24 protein-coding genes and 1 pseudogene are annotated in these 23,539 nt (G+C 30.7%); 11 read left to right on the top strand and 14 right to left on the bottom strand.

Going from position 1 to position 23,539, the window contains the following annotated elements:
- Positions 1–55: 55 nt before the first annotated feature.
- Positions 56–1,450: a S1C family serine protease gene (locus BST83_RS03715; protein WP_104808635.1), complete on the bottom strand. Its 1,395-nt coding sequence runs from the start codon at positions 1,448–1,450 to the stop codon at positions 56–58.
- A 136-nt stretch (positions 1,451–1,586) separates the two neighbouring features.
- Between BST83_RS03715 and dapF the strand changes: the two genes are divergently transcribed.
- The 7 genes from dapF to BST83_RS03680 all read left to right on the top strand — a co-directional run bounded on the left by dapF (position 1,587) and on the right by BST83_RS03680 (position 6,943).
- Complete coding sequence (gene dapF, locus BST83_RS03710; RefSeq protein ID WP_104808634.1) at positions 1,587–2,357, top strand: diaminopimelate epimerase; 771 nt, start codon at positions 1,587–1,589, stop codon at positions 2,355–2,357.
- 118 nt (positions 2,358–2,475) lie between these two features.
- Positions 2,476–3,324 carry a helix-turn-helix domain-containing protein gene (locus BST83_RS03705; protein WP_104808633.1) on the top strand — a complete coding sequence of 283 codons (849 nt, stop codon included), beginning with the start codon at positions 2,476–2,478 and terminating at the stop codon, positions 3,322–3,324.
- 75 nt (positions 3,325–3,399) lie between these two features.
- Positions 3,400–3,582 (top strand): YgaP family membrane protein, encoded by a 183-nt coding sequence (locus BST83_RS03700; protein WP_104808632.1) that lies wholly within the window; start codon positions 3,400–3,402, stop codon positions 3,580–3,582.
- 3 nt (positions 3,583–3,585) lie between these two features.
- Entirely contained in the window at positions 3,586–4,386 is an 801-nt protein-coding gene (locus BST83_RS03695) for an SDR family NAD(P)-dependent oxidoreductase (protein WP_104808631.1), read from the top strand.
- A gap of 191 nt (positions 4,387–4,577) precedes the next feature.
- On the top strand, positions 4,578–5,099 hold the full coding sequence (locus BST83_RS03690) for a GNAT family N-acetyltransferase (protein WP_104808630.1): 522 nt from the start codon (positions 4,578–4,580) through the stop codon (positions 5,097–5,099).
- A gap of 28 nt (positions 5,100–5,127) precedes the next feature.
- Complete coding sequence (mltG, locus tag BST83_RS03685; RefSeq protein ID WP_104808629.1) at positions 5,128–6,156, top strand: endolytic transglycosylase MltG; 1,029 nt, start codon at positions 5,128–5,130, stop codon at positions 6,154–6,156.
- A gap of 205 nt (positions 6,157–6,361) precedes the next feature.
- On the top strand, positions 6,362–6,943 hold the full coding sequence (locus tag BST83_RS03680) for a peptidoglycan-binding protein LysM (RefSeq protein ID WP_104808628.1): 582 nt from the start codon (positions 6,362–6,364) through the stop codon (positions 6,941–6,943).
- On the opposite strand, the gene BST83_RS03675 is transcribed toward BST83_RS03680, so the two are convergent.
- The 3 genes from BST83_RS03675 to dnaA are packed head-to-tail and all read right to left on the bottom strand — an operon-like array spanning position 6,944 to position 9,594.
- A complete protein-coding gene (locus tag BST83_RS03675) occupies positions 6,944–7,648 on the bottom strand; it encodes an SAM-dependent methyltransferase (RefSeq protein ID WP_104808627.1) in 705 nt (234 codons plus the stop codon).
- A 47-nt stretch (positions 7,649–7,695) separates the two neighbouring features.
- Positions 7,696–8,151 (bottom strand): low molecular weight protein-tyrosine-phosphatase, encoded by a 456-nt coding sequence (locus BST83_RS03670; RefSeq protein ID WP_104808626.1) that lies wholly within the window; start codon positions 8,149–8,151, stop codon positions 7,696–7,698.
- A 15-nt stretch (positions 8,152–8,166) separates the two neighbouring features.
- Positions 8,167–9,594: a chromosomal replication initiator protein DnaA gene (gene dnaA / locus BST83_RS03665; protein ID WP_104808625.1), complete on the bottom strand. Its 1,428-nt coding sequence runs from the start codon at positions 9,592–9,594 to the stop codon at positions 8,167–8,169.
- A gap of 172 nt (positions 9,595–9,766) precedes the next feature.
- Between dnaA and BST83_RS03660 the strand changes: the two genes are divergently transcribed.
- Complete coding sequence (locus tag BST83_RS03660; RefSeq protein ID WP_104808624.1) at positions 9,767–10,165, top strand: acyl-CoA thioesterase; 399 nt, start codon at positions 9,767–9,769, stop codon at positions 10,163–10,165.
- Here the strand turns inward: BST83_RS03660 and BST83_RS03655 are convergent.
- The 5 genes and pseudogenes from BST83_RS03655 to BST83_RS03635 form a co-directional block, all read right to left on the bottom strand.
- Complete coding sequence (locus tag BST83_RS03655) at positions 10,154–10,762, bottom strand: IMPACT family protein (protein WP_104808623.1); 609 nt, start codon at positions 10,760–10,762, stop codon at positions 10,154–10,156. The two genes, BST83_RS03660 and BST83_RS03655, sit on opposite strands and share 12 nt — an antisense overlap.
- A 149-nt stretch (positions 10,763–10,911) precedes the next feature.
- On the bottom strand, positions 10,912–11,775 hold the full coding sequence (locus BST83_RS03650; RefSeq protein ID WP_104808622.1) for a DMT family transporter: 864 nt from the start codon (positions 11,773–11,775) through the stop codon (positions 10,912–10,914).
- Positions 11,772–12,380: an HAD-IA family hydrolase gene (locus BST83_RS03645; protein WP_104808621.1), complete on the bottom strand. Its 609-nt coding sequence runs from the start codon at positions 12,378–12,380 to the stop codon at positions 11,772–11,774. Before BST83_RS03645 ends, BST83_RS03650 begins: the two co-directional genes overlap by 4 nt.
- Positions 12,373–13,436: pseudogene (gene ribD / locus BST83_RS03640) on the bottom strand (bifunctional diaminohydroxyphosphoribosylaminopyrimidine deaminase/5-amino-6-(5-phosphoribosylamino)uracil reductase RibD). The gene BST83_RS03645 and the pseudogene ribD overlap by 8 nt, the downstream one beginning before the upstream one ends.
- A gap of 56 nt (positions 13,437–13,492) precedes the next feature.
- Positions 13,493–13,957 carry a hypothetical protein gene (locus tag BST83_RS03635; RefSeq protein ID WP_104808620.1) on the bottom strand — a complete coding sequence of 155 codons (465 nt, stop codon included), beginning with the start codon at positions 13,955–13,957 and terminating at the stop codon, positions 13,493–13,495.
- Positions 13,958–14,008: 51 nt separating this feature from the next.
- Between BST83_RS03635 and BST83_RS03630 the strand changes: the two genes are divergently transcribed.
- The 3 genes from BST83_RS03630 to BST83_RS03620 all read left to right on the top strand — a co-directional run bounded on the left by BST83_RS03630 (position 14,009) and on the right by BST83_RS03620 (position 16,539).
- Complete coding sequence (locus BST83_RS03630; RefSeq protein ID WP_104808619.1) at positions 14,009–14,500, top strand: GNAT family N-acetyltransferase; 492 nt, start codon at positions 14,009–14,011, stop codon at positions 14,498–14,500.
- 39 nt (positions 14,501–14,539) lie between these two features.
- Entirely contained in the window at positions 14,540–15,487 is a 948-nt protein-coding gene (prmC, locus tag BST83_RS03625) for a peptide chain release factor N(5)-glutamine methyltransferase (RefSeq protein ID WP_104808618.1), read from the top strand.
- Positions 15,488–15,660: 173 nt separating this feature from the next.
- Positions 15,661–16,539, top strand: coding sequence for an IS982 family transposase (locus tag BST83_RS03620; protein WP_104808617.1), 879 nt, complete (start codon positions 15,661–15,663; stop codon positions 16,537–16,539).
- A 695-nt stretch (positions 16,540–17,234) separates the two neighbouring features.
- On the opposite strand, the gene ettA is transcribed toward BST83_RS03620, so the two are convergent.
- The 5 genes from ettA to BST83_RS03595 all read right to left on the bottom strand — a co-directional run bounded on the left by ettA (position 17,235) and on the right by BST83_RS03595 (position 23,432).
- Positions 17,235–18,926 (bottom strand): energy-dependent translational throttle protein EttA, encoded by a 1,692-nt coding sequence (ettA, locus tag BST83_RS03615; protein WP_104808616.1) that lies wholly within the window; start codon positions 18,924–18,926, stop codon positions 17,235–17,237.
- 55 nt (positions 18,927–18,981) lie between these two features.
- Entirely contained in the window at positions 18,982–19,164 is a 183-nt protein-coding gene (locus BST83_RS03610) for a CAL67264 family membrane protein (RefSeq protein WP_104808615.1), read from the bottom strand.
- 118 nt (positions 19,165–19,282) lie between these two features.
- Positions 19,283–20,275, bottom strand: a complete 993-nt coding sequence (gene lpxD, locus BST83_RS03605) for a UDP-3-O-(3-hydroxymyristoyl)glucosamine N-acyltransferase (RefSeq protein WP_104808614.1) — start codon at positions 20,273–20,275, stop codon at positions 19,283–19,285.
- A 310-nt stretch (positions 20,276–20,585) separates the two neighbouring features.
- Positions 20,586–22,610: an NADPH-dependent 2,4-dienoyl-CoA reductase gene (locus BST83_RS03600; protein WP_104808613.1), complete on the bottom strand. Its 2,025-nt coding sequence runs from the start codon at positions 22,608–22,610 to the stop codon at positions 20,586–20,588.
- Between the two features lie 114 nt (positions 22,611–22,724).
- The gene (locus BST83_RS03595; RefSeq protein ID WP_104810776.1) at positions 22,725–23,432 is read right to left on the bottom strand and encodes a pirin family protein; all 708 of its coding nucleotides are present in this window, start codon (positions 23,430–23,432) and stop codon (positions 22,725–22,727) included.
- Positions 23,433–23,539: the final 107 nt, after the last annotated feature.

Raw genomic sequence — 23,539 nt, 5'->3', positions numbered from 1 at the left:
CATAAAAAAATCCTGATTTTTTAAATCAGGATTCTTATTAATCAATTTTGATGAATTATCTAAAACGTAACATTTCTTTTTTTCCATTTGTATTTATCATTTCTAATACAATAGAAGATCTACTTTGTGCAACACTTTCTAATAGTTTTACAGCTTCGTCTGCAGTTTCAACTTCTTCATTATTAATTTTTGTGATAATAAAATTATTTAAACTATTTCTAGCATCACTTTCTCTTGTTTCTAAAATTTTCACTCCATATTTAATATTATTTCTTTTTAATTCTTCTTTTGATAAATTTTGCAATTCCCAATTAAAAGAATTAGAAATAAATCTTTTTTCTTTCTTACTTAACTTTACACTTTTCGTTACTAATTCTCCGTTTCTATCAACTGTAATATTCACAGATTCTCCTGGTCTTTTCGCTGTTAATTGACCTCTTAATTCAGAAAACTTGGTAATATCTACATTATTTACTTTTACAATAATGTCATTTTCTTTAAGTCCGGCTTTTGCTGCACCTTGATTTTCTTCTACTGCAATAATTTTTACTCCTTCTATTTTATCATTATCAATAGGAGAAAAACGTATTCCAATTACTGCTTCTTGCACAGCACCAAATTCTAATAAATCGTCTATTACTTTTTTTACAATATTTGATGGGACTGCAAACGAATAGCCAACAAAAGAACCCGTTTTCGAAGAAATTGCGGTATTAATCCCCACCAATTCTCCTCTTGTATTTACCAAAGCCCCTCCACTATTTCCTGGATTTACAGCAGCATCCGTTTGTATAAAAGAATCAATTGCCGAGTTGCCTTCTAAATCTCTTCCTTTTGCACTTACAATTCCTGCGGTTACTGTGGATGTTAGGTTATACGGATTACCTACAGCCAACACCCATTCTCCTACTTTTATCGCATCAGAATCTGCAAAAGGCACATATGGTAAATCCATTTCTGCATCAATTTTTAACAATGCAACGTCATTATCTTTATCCGTACCAATTAATTTAGCGTTGTATTTTTTCTTGTTATTTAAAGTAATTTCAATTTCGTTTGCACTATCAATAACATGGTTATTTGTCACAATATAGCCATCCGAAGAAATTATAACACCACTTCCTGTGCCAACTTGCTCGAACTTTCTTATTCCATTTCCGCTTCCGAAGAAAATATCTAAAGGATTTGTTTGAGTTCTTATCGCTGTATTTTTAACATGTACAACTGCATTTAATGATTTTTCTGCAGCAACTGTAAAATCAATTGAAGCCGCACCTATTGCCGTTGAATGACCATCATAAGTTGCTGAGTAATTTGTTTGGACAGTTTGTATTTTTTCTGGCACATTCCTTTCAATAGATACATTGTCATTAAAAAGCATTTTGTAACCACCTAAAGTAATTGCGCCTCCTAAAATTGCCATCCCTAGTAAACCGAAAAATTTCTTCATAATTCTATCTATTTAATTATTTATACTCAAATATACAATTTTAACGTTTTCAAAAAATCTGTTTAACTTAGTTTTAACTGATTTTAACCACGTTTTAACACTACCTTTTAATACTTGAAATTAGTATATTTGTATTATGAATTTGAATTTTTACAAATATCAAGGAACGGGAAACGATTTTGTGATGATAGACAATAGAACAAAAACTTTCCCAAAAGAGAATATCAAAATTATTTCTCATTTAGCCGATAGACATTTTGGTGTTGGTGCAGATGGAATTATTTTAATCGAAAATGATGAACAATTCGATTTTAAAATGATTTATTTTAATGCGGACGGAAGTGAAACTTTTTGCGGAAACGGAGGAAGATGTGCCGTTGCTTTTGCAAAATATTTAGAAATTATTAATACAGAAACTAGGTTTATAGCTTTTGATGGTGAACATTTTGCAGCTATTAAAAACGGAATAATTTCTCTTAAAATGATTGATGTTGATGAAATAAAAGTAAGTGAAAAATCAGTTTTTGCAAATACGGGCACACAACACCATGTTGAACTTGTTGAAGATTTAAATGAGTATCCAGTATTTGAAAAAGGTAGAGAAATACGAAATAGCTACAAAGAACCTGGCAGTAATGTCAATTTTGTTCAGCAAATAAATGAATCCACTTTTAGAGTACGAACCTATGAAAAAGGTGTTGAAGATGAAACTTTAGCTTGCGGAACAGGCGTTACAGCTGTTGCAATTGCCATGCATAAAACAAATAAAACCAACAGTAATCTAATTTCTTTGCCTGTAGAAGGTGGTCTTTTAGAAGTTTCTTTTATTGAAGAATATGGTGTTTACAAAAATGTATTTTTAAAAGGACCTGCCGAATTCGTTTTTAAGGGAAGTATAACTGTTTAAAATTCTATCTTTAATTCAGTTTGTATTTAAACCTATTTTCTTATAACTTCGCTAACGCCGAATATAAGTTTTTAAGACTACGCATATTCGTCTATAGTTGGACACAATTTAAAATTAATTGGAACACAGTAAAAAAATATTAACGTATAAGGGAAGAGTTGTTTTTGAAAAACTCAGACTTCCATATTTTGATGGTTTAGTACCAAAAGAATATTTTGAAAATGAAGCGTGTTTCGTTTTTGTTAATGAAGGAGAAATTACTATCAAAGCACAAACTGAAAATTTACATTTAAAAAAAGGCAGTGGATTGTTGGCAAAATGTATGAACTACTTTGTGGAATCTAACAACAAACAGCCTATAAAAGGAGAAGGTATTGAGGTAATTGGATTGTTAATGTATCCTGAATTAGTAAAAGACTTATTTGATTTTAATATCCTTAAATCAAATCATACCGTAAACTACAACCTTAAAGAAATTGAAGTTAATAAACTTTTAGAACATTATAAGTGCAGTATTGATATTTTAATTGAAAACCCAGATTTGGCAGATGAAACTCTAATACAGAATAAGCTGAAAGAATTCATTATACTTATGACCAAAACAGTGAACGCACCCTCCGAATTGGATTTTCTTTCGGCTATGTTCAAACCAAATTTTGCTTTATTTGAAGAAGTTATTCAATTCAACCTATATTCAAATATGCCTCTTGAAGAATTGGCAACACTTTGTCATATGAGTTTGTCTTCATTCAAAAGAAAATTCAAAGAGATGTATTCTGAAAGTCCAATAAAGTACCTTTCAAAAATGAAAATTGACAGGGCAAAAGAATTACTTCAAAACAAAGATTTTCGAGTATCTGATATTGCCTATGATACAGGTTTCGAGTCCTTGACAACTTTCAATAGAAGCTTTAAATCTCAAACAGGCAAATCACCTTCAGAATATCGATTGAACCAAATCGATTAGTTTTTGAGCTAATCGGCAAAACAAGCTTTTATATTCTTTACGTTCTTTGTACTCATAAAACTAAAAATAGTAGCAATGAACAAAAATGTAGGCAAAACAGATAAAATCGTAAGAGTGATTTTAGCATTATGCATTATTACTTTGGGATATATAAATATTTCTTGGTGGGGACTTGTCGGTTCAATAATTTTAATTACAGCAATTATAGCTTCCGATCCAGTATACACACTTTTCAAAATTAACACTAATAAAAACTAAATTATGGATATTAATTTCAAAAAAAAATATGGGAACTGGGCTTTAGTAACTGGCGCTACTTCGGGGATTGGAGCAGAATTAACAAGTCAAATTGCGGCCAAAGGGCTTAATATTATTTTGGTAGCACGAAAAGAAAAAGAACTAAAAGAATATGCTGATGCTTTAAGCACAAGATATGGTATTGAAACCAAGTATATTTCTGCAGATTTAGCTACTACAGAAGGTGTTGAATTAGTAAAAAAAGTAGGAGAAGATATTGGCCTTTTAGTAATTGCGGCAGGTGTTGAAGTAAATGGCGCTTTTGAAAAAACATCCATTGAAAAAGAATTGAAGCTTATTTATATAAATGTTGTTTCGACCTTACAATTAGCACATTATTTTAGCAAAGGAATGGTTGAGCGAAAAAAAGGAGGCATATTAATGGTGGCAAGTTTATCTGGGCATATGCCTAATCCCTATTTTTCAAATTATGCGGGCTCTAAAGCCTACGTGTTAAATTTTGGAGCATCGCTTTATGGCGAGTTAAAACCAAAAGGTGTTGATGTAAGCGTATTGTCTCCAGGGTTAACAAAAACACCTATGATAGCAGATAATGGTGTAGATTGGAGCAAAACTCCGATGACAGCAATGGAACCATCTGTTGTGGCAGAGGTTGGCTTAAATGGACTTGGCAAACGCTTTCTTTCAATTCCAGGTGGAAAAAACAAAGTAATGGCAGCGATGGCAAAACATAGTCCATTTGAAATGCAAGCAAAAATGAATGAAAAAATGATAAAAAAAGCACTTGTTCATAGCAAAATTTAGCTGGTAAAACTGTGTGCAACATTGTATAAAAATAATAGCGGCTTTGGTGCTCAATCGAAGTCGTTTTTTTATATTTACTGTCAGTCACAAGCGGAAAGGTAAGTTGTCCAAAGCTCACTACTATTCTTATACAAGACCGTTCGCGAAACGTCTCAGATTAAATTTTAATTAGAAAAAAAAACAGTTTTCTTATGACTTTATCCGGTCAACAAATTAATTTACGCGCTTTAGAACCAGAAGATTTAGAATTTCTATATCAAATAGAAAACAACGAATCTTTTTGGGAAGTTAGCCATACACAAACGCCGTTTTCTAAATATGTTTTAAAACAGTATTTAGAAAATGCACATTTAGATATATACGAAAGCAAACAACTGCGTTTACTTATTGAAGAAAAATCAACAAAAAAACAACTCGGAATGATTGATTTGTTTGATTTTAATCCGCAACATAAAAGAGCAGGAGTTGGAATTTTAATTCATCCTGATTTTCAAAAAAACGGATTTGCATCAGAAGCATTATCGCTCTTAATTAGCTATTCTTTTAGTCATTTACAATTGAATCAATTATTTGCTAATATTACTTTAGACAATGACAAGAGTTTAGCATTGTTCAAAAAGCAAAACTTTGTTAAAATTGGCATCAAAAAAGATTGGATTTTATCCGAAGGAAAATTTAAGGATGAAGTTTTATTTCAGTTGATAAAAGAGTAATTTTGCAATTATTTAAAAATTAAAAACTTTGAGCAAAAAATTTATATATACCTTTATAGGAATCATTCTTTTAATTGGTGGAATTATAGGATACAACTATTACCAAAAAATATTCGGAAAAGCAATAACAAAAAATAGTGTGCTTTTTGTCTATTCTACGGATAGTTTAGTAGATATTAAAGACAAAATAGCTGCATATTCTAAAAGTCCGAGTACTTTTCTATTTATTGCAGCAAAGAAAAACTTTTCGAAACCTAAAAGCGGAAGGTATCTTCTAAAAGAAGGAATGTCTAACAACGAACTTGTGAACATGCTTCGCAGTGGCGATCAAACTGCCTTAAGGGTTTCCTTTAACAATCAAGATACATTAGAAAAATTTGCTGGTAGAATTGCCGAACAATTAGAAATTGACTCAATTTCTATTGTAAATTCTTTTACTGATACCCGTTTTTTATCAGAAAATAAACTCACAACAAAATCAGTTTTGCAAATCTGTATCCCTAATAGTTACCAAATTTACTGGAATATTTCTGCAGATGGATTTAGAGATAAATTATTATCCGAATACCATCGTTTTTGGAATACATCCAGATTAGAAAAAGCAAAAAAATTAAAAATGTCTAAAGAAGAAGTTATTGCTTTAGCATCTATAGTTCAAAAAGAAACTGCCAAAAATTCAGAGCGTCCAATAGTTGCAGGTTTATATCTAAACAGGTTAAAAGATGGCTGGCCTTTACAAGCAGATCCCACAGTTATTTACAGTATAAGAGAACTAAAAGGTCAAGATTATGCTGTTAAAAGAGTTTTAACAGCAGATTTAGAAATAGATTCACCTTACAATACTTATAAGAATATTGGTTTACCACCTACTTTAATTTCAATGCCAGACATTTCTAGTATTGATGCCGTTTTAAATGCGCATAACCATAACTACATGTATATGTGTGCCAGTGTTGATAAGTTGGGCTTTCATGCATTTGCAAAAACACTTACACAACACAACAATAATGCTGCTAAATATCATATTTGGCTTAATAAGCAAGGTGTAAATAGATAGAAATCATATTGATAAATAATTGCTATTTCTTTATCAATATCATAAGAATAAACGAAGTAGTTCCTTTAAATCAACAAACTAAATTACAAAACAGCTGGGTATTAATAATTTTTAATACTTTCTCAATATTTTAACATATTGATTATCAATCAATTTAAAATTATGTTATAGCTTTGCACCGCGAAACAGAAAGCATAAAAAATATATGGTAATCAAAAAGTTTTTATATTTAAGTAGTGCAATAATTGTATTAGTAAGTACAACTTCTTTAACAACAGTAGAGACAAACAAAACGGTTTCCTATCCTAAGTATTTAGAATACAATATTCCATATTTACAAAAAAACTTTGTAGCTTTTAAACAGGCGGTTGCATTTAAAGAATCTCAAGGAAAATATACAGTAGTAAATACTTTGGGTTATTTAGGCAAATATCAGTTTGGAAGAACAACTTTAGAACGATTAGACATTTATAATACCAAAGAGTTTTTACAAAATCCTGAATTACAAGAAAAAGCATTCATAGCTTTGTGTAAAGTAAATAAATGGATTTTAAGAAAAGATATTAAACGCTCTGTTGGAAAAACAATTAACGGAATTATTATTACAGAATCAGGAATTTTAGCGGCTGCGCATTTAAGTGGTGCAGGAAATGTGAAAAATTACCTACGAAGTAATGGAACTGACTGTTTTTCTGATGCTTATGGAACAACTATTAAAAGCTATTTGAAAAAATTTGCTGATTATGATGTTTCTAATATTAAAGGCGATCAAGACGCAAAAGCTTAATTACTTTTGAATGATAAAAATAGCCGGCTTTTTATGTAAATCTGGCTTTTGATGTTTCCAATCTTTTATCATCATTGTTTTAATGTATTCGGTTGGCAATGTAATGTCTGCCGCAATACATAAATAAGTACTTGTCGACAAAGTATCCTTTAATTCGGTGAACATTTTTTCATTTCTATAAGGAGTTTCTATAAAAATCTGAGACTGATTTTTGTCTTTAGATAATTTCTCTAAATCTTTAATCGCATTTTTTCTTTCTCCTTTTTCAATGGGCAAATATCCATTAAAAGCAAAATTTTGTCCATTCATTCCAGAGCCCATCATTGCCATTAAAATGGATGAAGGACCAACTAAAGGAACAACCTGTATATTTTTTTGATGCGCTAGTTTTACCATACTTGCTCCCGGATCTGCAATTGCTGGAACTCCAGCTTCAGATAATAAACCAATATTTATTCCTTTTTGGCAAACATCCAAATATTTTAAGGTATCCATCTCTTCTGCGTATTTGTCTAGCGGCATTAAACGCAAAGAAGATTGTTCTTTTTCTGGTGCTATTTTTTTAATAAATCTTCTTGCAGATTTCTCGTTTTCCACAATAAAATACTCTAATTGATCAATCACATTTTTTACTGATAAAGGCATTACTTCTAAAGGTTCTGTATCGCCCAAAGTTGTTGGAATTAAATAGAGTTTACCGATCATTTTATATAATTTAGACACTAATTTATGCTAAAAAAAGTGCGTTTATTTTATTTAGAAAGTTTATTTGCTATAACTTTACAGGCTTCCTCAAACATTATATAGACATTTTCAAAACCTTGATTTCCGCCATAATAAGGATCAGGAACAGCTAAATTTTTAGTTGAATGTGTTTCATTTAGAATCAATTGTACTTTGCTTTTGTCATCGTTGGTTCTTGCCTGCATCAAAATATTTTGATAATTGGTTTCATCCATCGCATAAATATAATCAAAAGTATCGAAATCTTTGACTGTAAATTTTCTTGCTCTTTGGTTTCTGATGTCAATTCCGTGTTTTCTAGCAACTTCTATAGAACGTTCATCCGGTAGTTTTCCAATATGATAAGCTCCTGTTCCGGCAGAATCTACAAAAATTTCATCCGCATTTATTTTTGACAGTAAAATTCCTTCTGCCAATGGAGAACGACAAATGTTCCCCAAGCAAACCATTAGTACTTTTGTCATTATAAAATGAAATTTTTAGAACGTTAACTTCTTAGTTAAATCGTCAACGTATTTTCTAAATTGTTTATCTGTTTCTGTCAGATTATCTACGGTTTTACAAGCGTGTAAAACGGTTGCATGATCTCTTTGCCCAATTTGATTACCAATACTTGCTAAAGATGTTTTTGTTAATCTTTTAGCAAAGTACATCGCTAATTGACGCGCTTGCACAATATGTCTTTTTCTCGTTTTAGATTGTAAAGTAGCAACATCCATATCAAAATACTTAGAAACTTCCTTTTGAATATAATCTATAGAAACTTCTTTTTTGGTGTTTTTTACAAACTTATCTACAATCTGTTTTGCTAAATCAATTGAAAACTCTTTTCTATTAAATGAAGCTTGTGCAATCATAGAAATAAGAACGCCTTCTAATTCTCTAACATTAGATTTAATATTTTTTGCAATATATTCTACAATATCTTCTGGCATTTCTACGCCATCTCTGTACAATTTATTTTGTAAGATAGCTATTCTAGTTTCGTAATCTGGTGCTTGTAATTCTGCTGATAATCCCCATTTAAAACGAGATAATAATCGTTGTTCAATATCTTGCATATCTACAGGCGCTTTATCCGAAGTTAAAATTACCTGCTTTCCATTTTGATGTAAATGGTTAAAAATATGAAAAAATACATCTTGCGTGCCTGCTTTACCAGACAAGAATTGTACATCGTCAATTATTAAAACATCAATCATTTGATAGAAGTGAATAAAATCATTTCTCGTATTCGATTTTACTGAGTCTATAAATTGCTGTGTAAATTTTTCCGAAGAAATATATAAAACTGTTTTATCTGGATATTTATCTTTAATATCTACGCCAATTGAATGCGATAAATGTGTTTTACCTAAACCAACTCCACCATAAATTAATAAAGGATTAAAAGAAGTTCCTCCCGGTTTATTAGCAACTGCCATTCCTGCAGAACGCGCTAATCTGTTAGAATCTCCTTCAATAAAATTAGCAAAACTGTAATTTGCATTTAATTGTGACTCTATTTTTACTTTTTGTAAACCCGGAATTATAAAAGGATTTCTTAATTCTCTTTTACCCGATTCTAAAGGTACGGTAAGTCTTTGTGGTTTTAAAGGGTCTCTATTTGAGCTAGGAATTTTTACAATTTGTGGTCTATTACTACTGTAATTATTTTCCATTTTAACATCGTAAATCAATTTGGCTTCATTTCCTAATTGTCTTACCAATGCAACTCTCAATAATTTAATATAATGCTCTTCTAACCACTCATAAAAAAATTTACTAGGCACTTGAATTGTCAACGCTTCTCCAGAAAGTTTTACAGGTTTTATAGGTTCAAACCATGTTTTATAGGCCTGAGGCTTAATGTTATCTTTTATAAAAGATAAACAGTCTGTCCATACGGATTCAGCGGTGAAATTCATTTATTCTAAGTAAATTCTTTGGTTCTTATTTATTGGTGAAAAACACCAACTAATTCTCTTTTTCTTCAGCTTTACAAAAGTGTGAATAAAAAACAAGATAAAAAAACTAAATCACTATTGATTCATAACTATTTTTTTCGTAGACTGCTTAAAATTTTAAGAAAATTACCTATTGACAAAATCATCAACAAAAACAAGGGTACGATATTCTGAAACTGATCAAATGGGAGTAGTTTACCATGGAAATTATGCACAATATTTTGAATTGGGCAGAACAGAATGGCTTCGTAAATTAGGGGTTACATACAAAGATATGGAAATTAGCGGAATAATGTTACCCGTAATTTCTCTAAATTGTAATTTTATTAAATCTGCTATTTATGACGATGTGTTAACGATCGAAACTTTTTTAAAAAAAGAACCAATGGTAAAGATTGAGTTTGAATATAAAGTAATTAATCAAAATGATGAAATCATTTGTACAGGAAGTTCTGTCTTGGCATTTATGAATATGAAAACTATGAAACCAACAAGATGCCCAGATTACTTGTTAAAAAGTTTAGGATTCTAACTCCTTAATCTCCAATTTATACAGATTATCAAAAATATCAAAAATTGTTTGAGCCTCCTTTTTTCTGATAGAAATAACGTATTCACAAGCTAATTCTAATTTCTGATGTATAATTTCCAAATTTTTCTCTTTGATGATTCTTTGAACCACGTTCATTAAATCGTATTCAAAATTCAATTGAAAGTGCACATCAATTGTTTTTTCGATGATTTCGGATGTATCTAATGTAATTTGTGCAGAAGTTTTATAAGCAGAAATTAAACCACCAACACCCAATTTCGTTCCTCCAAAATAGCGAACAGAAACAATTAAAATATTGGTGACTTCAAAAGATTGAATTTGACCGTAAATTGGCAATCCTGCAGAATTATTGGGCTCACCATCATCATTTGCTCTGTATTGAATATCTTCAACCCCAATTTGATACGCGTAACAAAAATGACGAGCAGAATGATGTTTTTTCTTTAATTCTTCTAAACATACTTTAACATCATCTTCATTAAAAACGGGAAATGCATATCCAAAAAACTTAGATCCTTTTTCTTTAAAAAGTGTTTCTTTTGATGCTTCTATAATTGTTTTGTAGCTGTCGTTCATTATACCTTAATTTAAAAATGGATTAAATTAATTTTAAAAACTGACCCCATAGTGACAAAAAAAGCATAGATTTTTGATTGATAAAAATTCATTTTCTAGAGGTATGATTACACAGCAATAAAAAATCTAATTTTTATGGCGTTCTAAAATTAAGCCAAAGCTACAATTACTATCCCAACTATAGCCAAACCAACACCAATTTTGTTTTTAAAGCTAAATTGTTCTTTAAAAACTAAAATTCCAACCAGTGTAGACACAATTACAATACCTACATTATTAATAGTAAATAGTGTTGAGCTTTCAAAACCTTCAGTTTGCAATGCTTTTATTAAAAATATGATAGAATAATAATTAGGAACACCTAAAATAATACCTGCAATGATATTATTCATCCCAAAAGGTTCTCTTTTTTTGATGGATTTTATCAGCAAAATAACCAATCCGAAAAAAGCTGCAAAACCAAATAAACTTCCTGAAAAAACAGAAACATCCTCTTTTTCTACATAATTTACTTCCACAAACTTTAGCGTTGTATCAATAATTCCTGATCCTAAAAATAGTAAAACAGGAAACAACAACCCTGCATTTTTATGAGTTGATTTTTCTTCTTTTACGGATGCTAAATAAACGGCAACTAAGGCTATAAATATTCCTAAAATCTTTAAAAATGTAACAGATTCGTTATACAGAAATACACCAAAAAAAATAGGAATTACCACAGACATTTTTCCTGCAACGGAAGTCACGGCAACTCCATTAATTTGTGCTGTTTTTGCCATCACAAAAAAGATAGAAATAAATAAAGCTCCTAAAATAATCGCGCCATAAAACCAGAGTTGATTTGGGACTTCTAAAATAGAAAAACTTCTTTCCGCTAAAGCAAATCCTACTATAAATGCAACGATATAATTTACTAAAATAGCTTTTAATATATCTACTTTATAAATACCAAAATATTTAAAAATTACAAATATTCCTGTTGAAAAAAAAATACTTAAAAGTAAGTGAATCAATTGATTTTATTTTTAGTGAATAACTCGGTAACGTCTTCCTTACCCGGTATTAAATTCCAAACATGAATGCCTAATTTATTGGCTGAATCTGTATTCTCCTTTACATCATCCACAAATAAAGTTTCCTCAGCAATTAAATTATTTTCATTTAAAACAAACTCATAAATTTCTGAATCTGGTTTTCTAAAATTTATTTCATGCGATAAATAAAACTGCTCAAAACTACTTTTAAATTCACTGTAGAACTCAGGTCCAACAGCATTTTGAACCCATTTTATATGTAAATCATTTGTGTTGCTCAACAAGAATAATCTGTATTTTTTACTTGCTGATACTTCTTTTAAAAAGTCTAATCGCTTTTTAGGAAAATCTAATAATACAGCATTCCAAGCATTCAGTAAATCTTCTTTTTCAATTCCGAATTTATCATGATAAAAATTGATAAATTCATCCGTCGTCATCAACCCTTTCTCATATTGATGATACACAGCAATCATTTCATCAGAAATTTTGGTGACACCTAATCTTGTCATTTCTCTATAAGTTGCTTGTTTATCAAGATTGATAAAAATATCTCCAAAATCGAAGATGATGTTTTTAATCATTTGTATATGTTTTTAAAACGTCGTTTTTAATTTTTATTTCTGATGTTATTATGGCTGATAATATTGGTGCTTTTATTCCGTTTTTAAAAGAAATTTCACCAACAAAAACCTTCGCTTCATCCCATAAATTGGCATCAATAAAAGTTTGTAAAGTTTGTGTTCCTCCTTCAATAAGTACAGATTGAATTTGATGTTTTTGTAAAACATCACAAATTTGACCGGCAATATTTTTAGTAAAATTAATTGTTTCAAAAATTAGTTCTCCACTGCGTTCTAACTGACCTGAATTTTCTGACTTCCAGACTTTTTCTTTCTGCCTTAGACTTGTTGCATCCGTAATTACAATCGTTTTTACACTTCTGTCGAAAACAGCTGCTTCTTTAGGAATTCGCAAACTTTTATCCAACACAATCCGTGTAGGATTATTGCCCGACCAGCTTCGCACATTTAATTTAGGATTATCTGTAATTACAGTATTTGTGCCGACCAAAATAGCATGTTCTTCACTTCTAAACTTATGCACAATTTGTTGCGAACAGTTGTTCGAAATCCAAACAGGAGCTTGTTCATTTCTTTTAAAAGGCGCAACAAAACCGTATTTCGTTTCCGCCCATTTTAAAATAATATAAGGTCTCTTTTTCTCTTGAACTGTAAAAAATCGTTTATGATGCGCTTTGCATTCAGCTTCTAAAACCCTACAATTATATTAATTCCAGCATTTCTTAAACGCTCAATTCCTTTTCCTGCAACTAAAGGATTGGAATCTACACAGCCAATAACTACCTTTTTAAATTGATATTTTACCAACAAATCTGCACAAGGCGGCGTTTTACCAAAATGAACACAAGGTTCTAAGGTTACATAAATCGTTGCTTCTTTTAAAAGTGTTTTATTTTTAACTGAATTTACTGCGTTTACTTCCGCATGATTTTGTCCATGAATTGAGGTAAATCCTTCGCCAATAATTTTATTCTGATGCACAATTACTGCCCCAACACTAGGATTTGGACGTGCTGTGCCAATCGCATTTTTAGCAATTTGTAAACAGCGTTTTATGTAAAATTCGTGATTGATATATTTTTTTTTATAAGAAAGCAGGAAAAAAATACTGCTTAAAACTTGATTTTTATTTCTTCAGTCTTATCCACTAAAAACTCTTTTTTAAAGCCAAAAACAACATAATCAAGTTTTCCTTTAATTCTAATGTTTACTTTTTTGGTTAAAAATGAATTTATCAAACCTCCTAAGAGGCCGTTTTTATCAGAATTTAAAATTCTTTTTGTTGCAATTTTTGCTGTCAAAGGCATTAAAAAATCGGATTTTGCGGGCACTTTAAACTCCTCAGAAAAAACCTGAGCAACCTCAATATTATTTACTGATATTAAAATATTATCCGTATAAATTTTACCACCAACATCATTTGGGTTTTGAAAATAGGCGTTTGCCTGCAAACGAATGGTGTCCGATGAAAAACTAAGAATTTTTATATCATCAACCTTTAAAAAAACGGGTGATTTTTTTATTGAACAACTACTCGTCAATAAAAGTAAACCTAAAAAAAAGAGTAAATTTTTCATCAAAAAATATTAAAAAACAGCTAAATTGCTCCTGCAAAAATACAGCAATAAATGACAAATAAGGAGTTTATCATTAGAGAAATTAAGCAACAAGATAATCTCGAAGTTGCAAAAGTAATTAGAAACGTTTTAATTGAATTAGGAGTACCAAAAGTTGGAACTGCTTACGAGGATCGCGCTACTGATGAAATGTTTGAAAATTTTCAAAAGCCAACATCTACATATTTCGTAATAGAGCAAGATGGTGAAATTTTTGGTGGTGCAGGAATTGCACAATTAGATAATTTTGAAGGCAAAACCTGTGAGCTTCAAAAAATGTATTTTTTACCAATTATTAGAGGAAAAGGACTGGGTACAAAATTAATTAGAACCTGTTTACAAAAGGCAAAAGAATTAGGTTTTGAAAATTGTTATTTAGAAACCATGCCATATATGGAGGCTGCAAGAGCTTTATATCATAAAAATGGTTTTTTAAACCTCGATAAACCAATGGGAAATACTGGCCATTATTCGTGTAATGTTTGGATGCTTAAAAAGCTATAAAAGTTCCAATTTTAGAAATAAGAAACAATACAAATTTTGATGATCGTTAAAAATTATAGAATTGATTTTACACAACAACTTTCTACTATTTACCCGAAAACAGAAATAGATTCTTTTTTCTTTATTTTGATGGATGAATATCTACATTTAAAAAGAATTGACATTACTCTTAATCCTGATTTTGAGATTGATAACACCAATATTTTTATTTTAAATACCGCTTTGCAAAGGCTAAAGAATGAAGAACCAATTCAGTATATATTAGGCAATACCGAGTTTTATGGCTATCCTTTTTTGGTGGATAAAAACACGTTGATTCCAAGGCCAGAAACTGAGGAATTAGTTGAGTGGATTTTAGATGAAACAGCAAAATTACAAAAAGGCAAAGAATTAAATCCACTTAGAATACTTGATATTGGCACCGGCACCGGTTGCATACCAATTTCTTTGGCAAAAAATTTACCAACAGCCACTATTTTTGCAATTGATATTTCTGCGGATGCTCTAAAAATCGCAAAAAAAAATGCGACTTTAAATCACGTGGAAATAACGTTTTTACAAGCCGATATTTTAAAGACGGATTCACTAGAAGCCCCTGCAAATAAAATGAAACAATCTAATTTCGATACTCAAATTATTTCTTCCGAAACGAATCCTACAAAAAAATTAAATTTTGATATAATAATTTCAAACCCTCCTTATGTTAGAGAATTAGAAAAAGCAGAAATACACCATAATGTTTTGCAAAATGAACCTCATTTAGCATTGTTTGTTTCTGATGAAAATCCGTTGATTTTTTACAACAAAATTGCAGATTTGGCGAAAAAACATCTTACAAAAAATGGAATACTTTTCTTTGAAATTAATCAATATTTAGGAAATGAAACTGTAAAAATGCTGAAAGAAAAAGGTTTTAAAAATATAGAATTGCGCAAAGATTTATTTGGAAATGACAGAATGATTAAAGTTCTTAAAAAAACATCTTAACCGTGAAGATAAAATCAACTAATAAACACTAATCTAAAATTTCCAATCGAAAATAATTTAACCGCTTCTTTCAATATATATATACCCGTTGTGCATTATAAATAGTTAAAAAAAGTTATTCATTTGACTATTAAAAGTCGTATATTTAATTGACAATCAATCGATTAAATACAATGAATAACTTTAGAGCAAATTACAATAAAATTTTAGAAGTCTTAGCCACAATTACAGAAAAGGAACAATTTTTACGTCAAAACAGGAAACCAAAACTAAAAGACATTGAATTAATCGCTATGAATTTAACAGCAGAATATATGGGTATAGACAGTGAATGTCAGTTGTTTCGGGATATTCCAGAATATTTGTTTGCTAAAATAGAGCGATCAGTTTACAATAAACGGAAGCGAAAATTATTTTTTGCCATTGAATTTATAAGAACTCAACTCTCCAATAAGTTCACGGAGTTTGAAAACTATTATGTAGTAGATAGTATGCCTTTGGAGATTGTAAAACTCTCAAGAAGCGGGAGAAGTAAAGTTTGTAAAGAGTACTTTTATTCAGCCCCAAATAGAGGTTATTGTGCTAGTCAAAACATGCATTATTATGGCTATAAAATACATGCTGTTTGTTCTATTGATGGCGTGTTTAAAAGTTTTGATATTAGCAAAGCTTCTGTACATGATATTCATTATTTAAAAGACATTAAAAATCAGTTTAATAACTGTGTGGTTTTAGGGGACAAAGGATACCTAAGTGCGGACTATCAGTTAGATTTATTTGAGAGTAAACAAATTAAATTAGAAGTTCCAATGCGTAAAAATCAACAGAATTACAAAAAACAAACGTATATTTTTAGGAAGAAAAGAAAACGAATTGAGACCTTGTTTTCTCAACTTTGTGACCAGTTTAAAATACGGAATAATTATGCGAAAACTTTTGAAGGTTTTAAGACAAGAATTCTCTCAAAATTAACAGCATTAACTATCATTCAATACATTAACAAATTTGTCTTTAACAGGAATATAAACAATTTAAAAGTCAATATTGTTTAAATGCACAACGGGTTATATATATATATTCTTATGTACTAAAATATATTAAATAGGAAGAAAAGATTGGCACTAACCCCTTAAAAATTACATTCGTAAATTGTTATGACAAGTTTGAAATAAAAAAAGTAGTTATCAGAAAAAAAAAGTGACTAGATAACAACTACTTAAGCAAATCGATTAGAAATCTCACCCCTTTATTTTTGGTAAGTTGAATTAGTTTGCTTTAATTTACCTTAAATTTATTAGTATATTTAAAAAATAGTTAATTTTTCAAATTATTAAATCTGATTTTAGATGAATTAGGGAGCATCTAAAATTAAAAAGCAGGCTAAATGTTTACATTTAGTCTGTTTTTGTTTTAAAGAAAAATTTAGATTGATAAAACAACTTAGAAAGTGTTTTTATGATTACAACATGAAATATAAAATCTTTAGAAGCAGCAGAACGAATATCTCTAACCAATTTAGCATTAGGTATTTTGAATAATTGAAAGAAATTGAAAATCAAAAAAAAAACAGACTAAGCATATACTTCGTCTGTTTTCTATTATAATAAATTATACTTTCTATAAATTTTAATAAAACTGGTTTTTTAATGATAAAATACACACTTTAAACCATGTAATTTTGAATATATCGCTACAATCCAGAACTATTTATTAATTCTAAATCTTCATTTTTATAATGAAGATTTTTTTATCTAATTAATTTTTTATACTTAAGACGTTTTGGCATCAAATCTCCACCTAAACGTTTTTTCTTATTCTCTTCATATTCAGAAAAAGATCCTTCAAAGAAATATACTTGACTGTCTCCTTCAAAAGCTAATATGTGAGTACAAACTCTATCTAAAAACCATCTATCGTGACTAATTACAACTGCACAACCAGCAAAATTTTCTAAACCTTCTTCTAAAGCTCTTAAAGTATTTACATCCAAATCATTTGTTGGCTCGTCTAAAAGTAAAACATTCCCTTCTTCTTTTAAAGTCATTGCCAAATGCAATCTGTTTCTTTCTCCTCCAGATAACGTATCTACTTTTTTGTTTTGCTCACTTCCAGAGAAATTAAAACGACTTAAATACGCTCTAGAATTTACTTGTTTTCCGCCCATCATTACTAAATCCTGACCATCAGAAAAGTTTTCCCAAATTGTTTTATTTAGATCAATATTAGAATGCGCTTGGTCTACATACGCAATTTTTGCAGTTTCACCCACATTAAAGCTTCCTGCATCCGGAGTTTCTTCACCCATAATCATTTTAAAAATAGTTGTTTTTCCTGCTCCATTAGGACCGATAATTCCAACAATTCCTGCCTGTGGTAAATTAAACTCTAAGTTTTCGTATAATAATTTATCTCCAAAGGCTTTAGAAACACCTTTTGCATCTATTACATTCGTACCTAATCTTGGTCCGTTTGGAATATAGATTTCTAGCTTTTCGTCAACCTGTTTTTGATCTTGACTCATTAACTTATCATAGTTTTTTAAACGTGCTTTTTGCTTTGTTTGCCGTCCTTTTGCACCTTGTCTAACCCAATCTAGCTCACGTTCTAAAGTCTTTTGATGTTTAGAAGCAGTTTTACTTTCTCGTGCCATTCTTTGAGACTTTTGTTCTAACCAAGCAGCATAATTTCCTTTCCAAGGAATGCCTTCTCCTCTGTCTAATTCTAAAATCCAACCAGCAACATTATCCAAGAAATATCTATCATGCGTAACTGCAATTACGGTTCCTTTATATTGTGCTAAATGATGCTCTAACCAATGCACAGATTCTGCATCTAAATGGTTTGTTGGCTCATCTAATAATAAAATTTCAGGTTCTTGTAATAACAATCTACACAAAGCAACTCTTCTTTTTTCTCCTCCAGAAAGTACCCCGATTTTTGTATCCGCATCAGGAGTTCTTAAGGCATCCATTGCAATTTCTAATTTAGTATCTAATTCCCAAGCATTTGCCGCATCAATTTTATCTTGAAGAATTGCTTGCTGGTTCATTAGTTTTTCCATTTTATCAGCATCAGAATATACTTCTTCTAAGCCAAACATGTCATTAATTTTGTTGTATTCGTCTAAAATAGCAACTGTTTCTGCAACACCTTCTTTAACAATTTCAATAACTGTTTTCTCTGGATCTAATTGTGGTTCTTGTTCTAAATAACCAACTTTATAACCAGGTACAAAAGTTACATCACCTTGAAAATTCTTTTCTACACCTGCAATAATTTTTAATAAAGTTGATTTTCCAGATCCATTTAAACCAAGAATTCCAATTTTCGCTCCATAAAAAAAACTTAAATAAATATCTTTTAAAACCTGTTTTCCTGTTGATTGATAAGTTTTAGACAACTTATTCATCGAAAAGATTACTTTCTTATCGTCGCTCATTATATATTATTTTTAAAATTTAATTTGAAAAACTGCTACAAGAAAATGTAGACTTTTATACTCTTCCTTTTAAGGCATTAAATACCCATGCAATGCAGAAAAAACCAATTCCTACAGTTGCAAAACCCCAGCCAGCAACATCCTTGTATCTGTAAGCTCCCATTAATATTAGTACAACTCCCATAAAAAGCATTAAAAAAGTTGCCCAACCAAGGACTGTATTTTTATTCATTCCCATAATTCCTAAATCGTTAGTTTGTTCGGCAAATATCGTTAATTATTTGGTACTGCCAAATTAAAGCCTTTGGTAAAAAGTGATGAAAATTGATGTCTTAGAAATTAACAAGTGGTAATACTTAATTTCGACCAAGTTTACGCAAAGCTACCCACTGTTTCATTTTTTCTCTAGAATCACATGCAGGGTAACCAACTACAGATTTACCTGCTTGTACGTCTGCAATAACACCGGAGCCAGCACCTACTTTTGCGCCAGAATGAATTGTAACATGGTCTTTTATAGAGGCGCTTCCGCCAATAATTACGCCATCTCCCAGGGTTACAGAACCTGCTAAACCGCTATTGCCTGCCATAATACAGCATTTTCCTAAAACAGAGTTATGCCCTATTTGCACTAAATTATCAATCTTGCAACCATCACCTAAAATGGTAGAGCTAAATTTACCACGATCAATACAAGAATTAGATCCAACCTCAACTCCGTTGCCAATAACAACATTACCAATATGTTTTATTTTTACCAAACCTCTCCCGTCATCACTTGGTCTATATCCAAAACCATCAGAACCAATACTCACATTTGAGTGAAAAATACAATGACTTCCTATTTTGGTTCGTTCTCTAATCACCGTTCCAGACCAAATAACAGTCTCATTACCAATTGTACTGTCATCAAAAACAGAAACATTAGGATAGATGATTACATTATCTCCTAGTACTACATTTCTACCAACATAGGAATTCGCACCAATTTTACAGCCTTTACCTAATGTTACAGTTCTATCGATTACCGCTGTTGGATGGATATCTGTTTCAAAAAAAGGAGGATCTGGCTCAAAAGCTTCTAGTAAAACCGCCATTGCCAAATCTGGATTTTTTACTTTTATAAATGCTTTTCCTTCTCCAGGTAAAATATTTATTTCTTGATAAACCAGGGCTAAACTCGCATTCGACTTTTCCCATAAACTAGCATATTTAGAACTTCCAATAAAAGTAATGTTCCCTTTAATTGCATTTTCAATCTGCTCTGGAGCATGAATTTTATCTATACAATTACCTATTTGTTCACCATTTACAAGTGCATTAATTTCTTCAATAGAGAATGATTTCATGTAAAAATTTTATTAATTTATAAATGTACTATATATTATTTAAATCAAAAAACTGCTAGACAAACATACCATTTAAGTAATTTATTATCTTTTCATTCTTACATTATTTGATTTAGAAACTTATCTGTTTTTATTTTCTGGATTCTTATATTGCAAATTTATTTTCTTTTGAAATTTCAGTTAGTTTTTAGTTGTTTTTTTGATAAAATACTTTCTTAAGTTTTATTTAATTCTTTTTTAAACTCTTTTACACCTCGTCTTATTAAGCAAACGTCTTTTCTGAAAATTTACGCCTTTATTTAAACTTTAACTAAATTCTTGCCGCCAATCTGACTGCTTGATTAATGGCCCTTTTTGCATCTAATTCTGATGCAAAATCTGCACCACCAATAACATGTACATTTTTGCCTGCATCAAATAAAGGTTGATGCAATTCTTTTAACGGAGTTTGTCCTGCACAAATAATTATGTTATCAACTTCCAAAATTTTTGCTTCTCCGTTTTGTGTATAGTGCAAACCGATATCGTCAATTTTTGTATAGGAAACTTCATTTATGAACTGAACGTTTTTCATTTTTAAAGTAGATCTATGAATCCAACCCGTAGTTTTACCTAAGTTTCCACCAAACTTTCCTTTGCTTCTTTTAAACATAAAAATTTCTCTTGGCGACAGCTGTAATTCTGGTTTAACGCCTTCTATTCCGCTTCTAGATTGTAACGTTTTATCGATTCCCCATTCTTTTAACCAAGCATCAATATTTAGTGATGTAGATTCCCCTTCATGTGCCAAATATTCTGAAACATCAAAACCAATTCCTCCTGCTCCAATTACGGCAACTCTTTTTCCTACTGGTTTTTTATACTTTAAAACATCAATATAACTGAGTACTTTTTTGTTCTCAATTCCTTCAATTTTTATATTTCTTGGCGATATTCCTGTTGCAATAATAATTTCATCAAAATCAGATTTTAATAAATCATCCACAGAAACTCTCGTATTTAATTTTAAAGTAACATTTTGAAGTTCAATTTGTTTCTTAAAATAACGAATCGTTTCATAGAATTCTTCTTTACCCGGAATTTGTTTTGCCATATTAAATTGACCACCAATTTCTTTATCAGCGTCAAATAAAGTAACAACATGGCCTCTTTGCGCTGCAATTGTTGAAGCCGCTAATCCTGCAGGACCTGCACCAATTACTGCAATTTTTTTCTTATTTTCTGTTGGAATGTAATTTAGTTCTGTTTCATGACAAGCTCTTGGATTTACCAAACAACTTGCTACTTTTTGTTCAAAAACATGATCTAAACACGCTTGATTACAACCAATACATGTATTAATTTCATCACTTTTATCCACCTCCGCTTTATTAACCCATTCAGGATCGGCTAAAAACGGGCGTGCCATAGAAATCATATCGGCGTGGCCTTCTGCTAATATTTTCTCAGCAGTTTCTGGCATATTTATTCTGTTGGAAGTGATCAACGGAATGGACAATTCTTCCTTCATTTTTTTAGTAACCCAGGTAAAAGCAGCTCTAGGAACTGATGTCGAAATCGTAGGAATTCTAGCTTCATGCCAACCAATTCCTGTATTTATAATTGTTGCCCCAGCTTTTTCAATTTCTTTTCCTAATTGAACAACTTCTTGCCAAGAACTTCCTCCTTCCACCAAATCTAACATTGATAATCTGTAAATAATAATAAAATCAGTGCCTACAGCTTCTCTTGTTTGTTTAACCAATTCGATAGGCAAACGCATTCTGTTTTCATATTCTCCACCATACTTATCAGTTCTTTTATTGGTTCTTTTTGCAATAAATTGATTGATTAAATACCCCTCCGACCCCATGATTTCAACACCATCATAACCTGCTATTTTTGAAAGTTCTGCACAGTTTACAAAATCACGAATAGTTCTATTGATGCCTGATTGAGTTAATTTAAAAGGTTTAAAAGGTGTTATTGGCGATTTTATTTTAGAAGGTGCAACACTAAAAGGATGGTATCCATATCTGCCAGAGTGTAAAATTTGCATACAAATTTTACCCCCTTCTTTATGAACAGCTTCCGTAATTTTTTGATGATGAATTGCATGTTTTTTAGTAGACATTCTTGCTGCAAAAGGTCCTGTCCAACCTTGAATATTTGGCGAAATTCCTCCTGTAACTATGAGTCCTACTCCTCCTTTCGCTCTTTCTGCATAATACGCTGCAATTCTATCTAGGCCGTTTTTTTCTTCTTCTAAACCGGTGTGCATAGAACCCATTAAAATTCTATTTTTTAAGGTTGTAAATCCTAAATCTAATGGCTCAAAAATATGTTTGTATATCATCTGTTTTATCTTAAATTTATTATGCACGCATAACACATTGCAAGATATGCTTATTTTATGAAATTAAAAAACCAAAGAAATTGATTCTTTGGTTTATAAAAATATTGTTTTATTCTAATTCAGAGGAACATCTATAATCAATAATTTACTTTTTTTGTTCGCTTTTATAACTACTTTTTCGGATTCTGTAATACCTATTGCATCTCTTTCTTTAAGTGTCTCATCAGCAATCGACACTTCTCCATCGATTAAGAAAAAGTAGGCTCCGTTTTTTAAATGATATTCTATTTCAAATTCTGGGTCTAAATCAATCATCAAAATATAACCTTGCTGATGTATTGGCAAAGAACCTTCTACTAATTTATCTACTGGTGAAACTAAAACTTGAAAATTATTTTTTCGGCCAGATTCCTCAAACATCTTTTGATTGTAATACGGTGTTACATTTTCTGTTTCCGGAAGAATCCAAAGTTGTAAAAAGTTTACGGCGTCTGTTTTACTATGATTAAATTCTGAGTGCGTTAAACCAGTTCCTGCGCTCATAACCTGCACTTCCCCAACTTCAATAGCACGTTGATTATTCATATTATCTTTGTGTGATAACGCTCCTGAAATAGGAATAGAAATGATTTCCATATTTCTATGCGGATGTGTGCCAAAACCCATATTTGGTTGCACAATATCATCATTTAAAACACGTAACATTCCAAAATTCATTCTTTCTAAATTTTGATAATTTGCAAAACTAAATGTATGATACGATTTTAACCAACCATGATCTGCAAATCCTCTGGTAGTCCATTTATGAAGTATTTTGTTCATTTTTATTTCCTTTTTTTTTTGCATTAGAGATTGAGGCATTTATTGAAGCTCATTTTCTTTTTCAGAAAATAGCGACTGCCGAAAGCACGACCCTTTTTGGGGAATGC

It is taken from the genome of Polaribacter filamentus, from assembly GCF_002943715.1.
GTDB classification, from domain to species: domain Bacteria; phylum Bacteroidota; class Bacteroidia; order Flavobacteriales; family Flavobacteriaceae; genus Polaribacter; species Polaribacter filamentus.
Note: the sequence above shows the minus strand (reverse complement) of the source record. Positions and strands in the feature narration are given on the sequence as shown.

Bases quoted from the DNA above. Each gene is read 5' to 3' on its own strand.
- BST83_RS03715 (WP_104808635.1), bottom strand. From the start codon at position 1,450: ATGAAGAAATTTTTCGGTTTACTAGGGATGGCAATTTTAGGAGGCGCA.
- dapF (WP_104808634.1), top strand. From the start codon at position 1,587: ATGAATTTGAATTTTTACAAATATCAAGGAACGGGAAACGATTTTGTG.
- BST83_RS03700 (WP_104808632.1), top strand. From the start codon at position 3,400: ATGAACAAAAATGTAGGCAAAACAGATAAAATCGTAAGAGTGATTTTA.
- BST83_RS03695 (WP_104808631.1), top strand. From the start codon at position 3,586: ATGGATATTAATTTCAAAAAAAAATATGGGAACTGGGCTTTAGTAACT.
- BST83_RS03690 (WP_104808630.1), top strand. From the start codon at position 4,578: ATGACTTTATCCGGTCAACAAATTAATTTACGCGCTTTAGAACCAGAA.
- BST83_RS03680 (WP_104808628.1), top strand. From the start codon at position 6,362: ATGGTAATCAAAAAGTTTTTATATTTAAGTAGTGCAATAATTGTATTA.
- BST83_RS03675 (WP_104808627.1), bottom strand. From the start codon at position 7,648: ATGATCGGTAAACTCTATTTAATTCCAACAACTTTGGGCGATACAGAA.
- BST83_RS03670 (WP_104808626.1), bottom strand. From the start codon at position 8,151: ATGACAAAAGTACTAATGGTTTGCTTGGGGAACATTTGTCGTTCTCCA.
- dnaA (WP_104808625.1), bottom strand. From the start codon at position 9,594: ATGAATTTCACCGCTGAATCCGTATGGACAGACTGTTTATCTTTTATA.
- BST83_RS03655 (WP_104808623.1), bottom strand. From the start codon at position 10,762: ATGAACGACAGCTACAAAACAATTATAGAAGCATCAAAAGAAACACTT.
- BST83_RS03645 (WP_104808621.1), bottom strand. From the start codon at position 12,380: ATGATTAAAAACATCATCTTCGATTTTGGAGATATTTTTATCAATCTT.
- BST83_RS03635 (WP_104808620.1), bottom strand. From the start codon at position 13,957: ATGAAAAATTTACTCTTTTTTTTAGGTTTACTTTTATTGACGAGTAGT.
- BST83_RS03630 (WP_104808619.1), top strand. From the start codon at position 14,009: ATGACAAATAAGGAGTTTATCATTAGAGAAATTAAGCAACAAGATAAT.
- prmC (WP_104808618.1), top strand. From the start codon at position 14,540: ATGATCGTTAAAAATTATAGAATTGATTTTACACAACAACTTTCTACT.
- BST83_RS03620 (WP_104808617.1), top strand. From the start codon at position 15,661: ATGAATAACTTTAGAGCAAATTACAATAAAATTTTAGAAGTCTTAGCC.
- ettA (WP_104808616.1), bottom strand. From the start codon at position 18,926: ATGAGCGACGATAAGAAAGTAATCTTTTCGATGAATAAGTTGTCTAAA.
- BST83_RS03610 (WP_104808615.1), bottom strand. From the start codon at position 19,164: ATGGGAATGAATAAAAATACAGTCCTTGGTTGGGCAACTTTTTTAATG.
- lpxD (WP_104808614.1), bottom strand. From the start codon at position 20,275: ATGAAATCATTCTCTATTGAAGAAATTAATGCACTTGTAAATGGTGAA.
- BST83_RS03600 (WP_104808613.1), bottom strand. From the start codon at position 22,610: ATGATATACAAACATATTTTTGAGCCATTAGATTTAGGATTTACAACC.
- BST83_RS03595 (WP_104810776.1), bottom strand. From the start codon at position 23,432: ATGAACAAAATACTTCATAAATGGACTACCAGAGGATTTGCAGATCAT.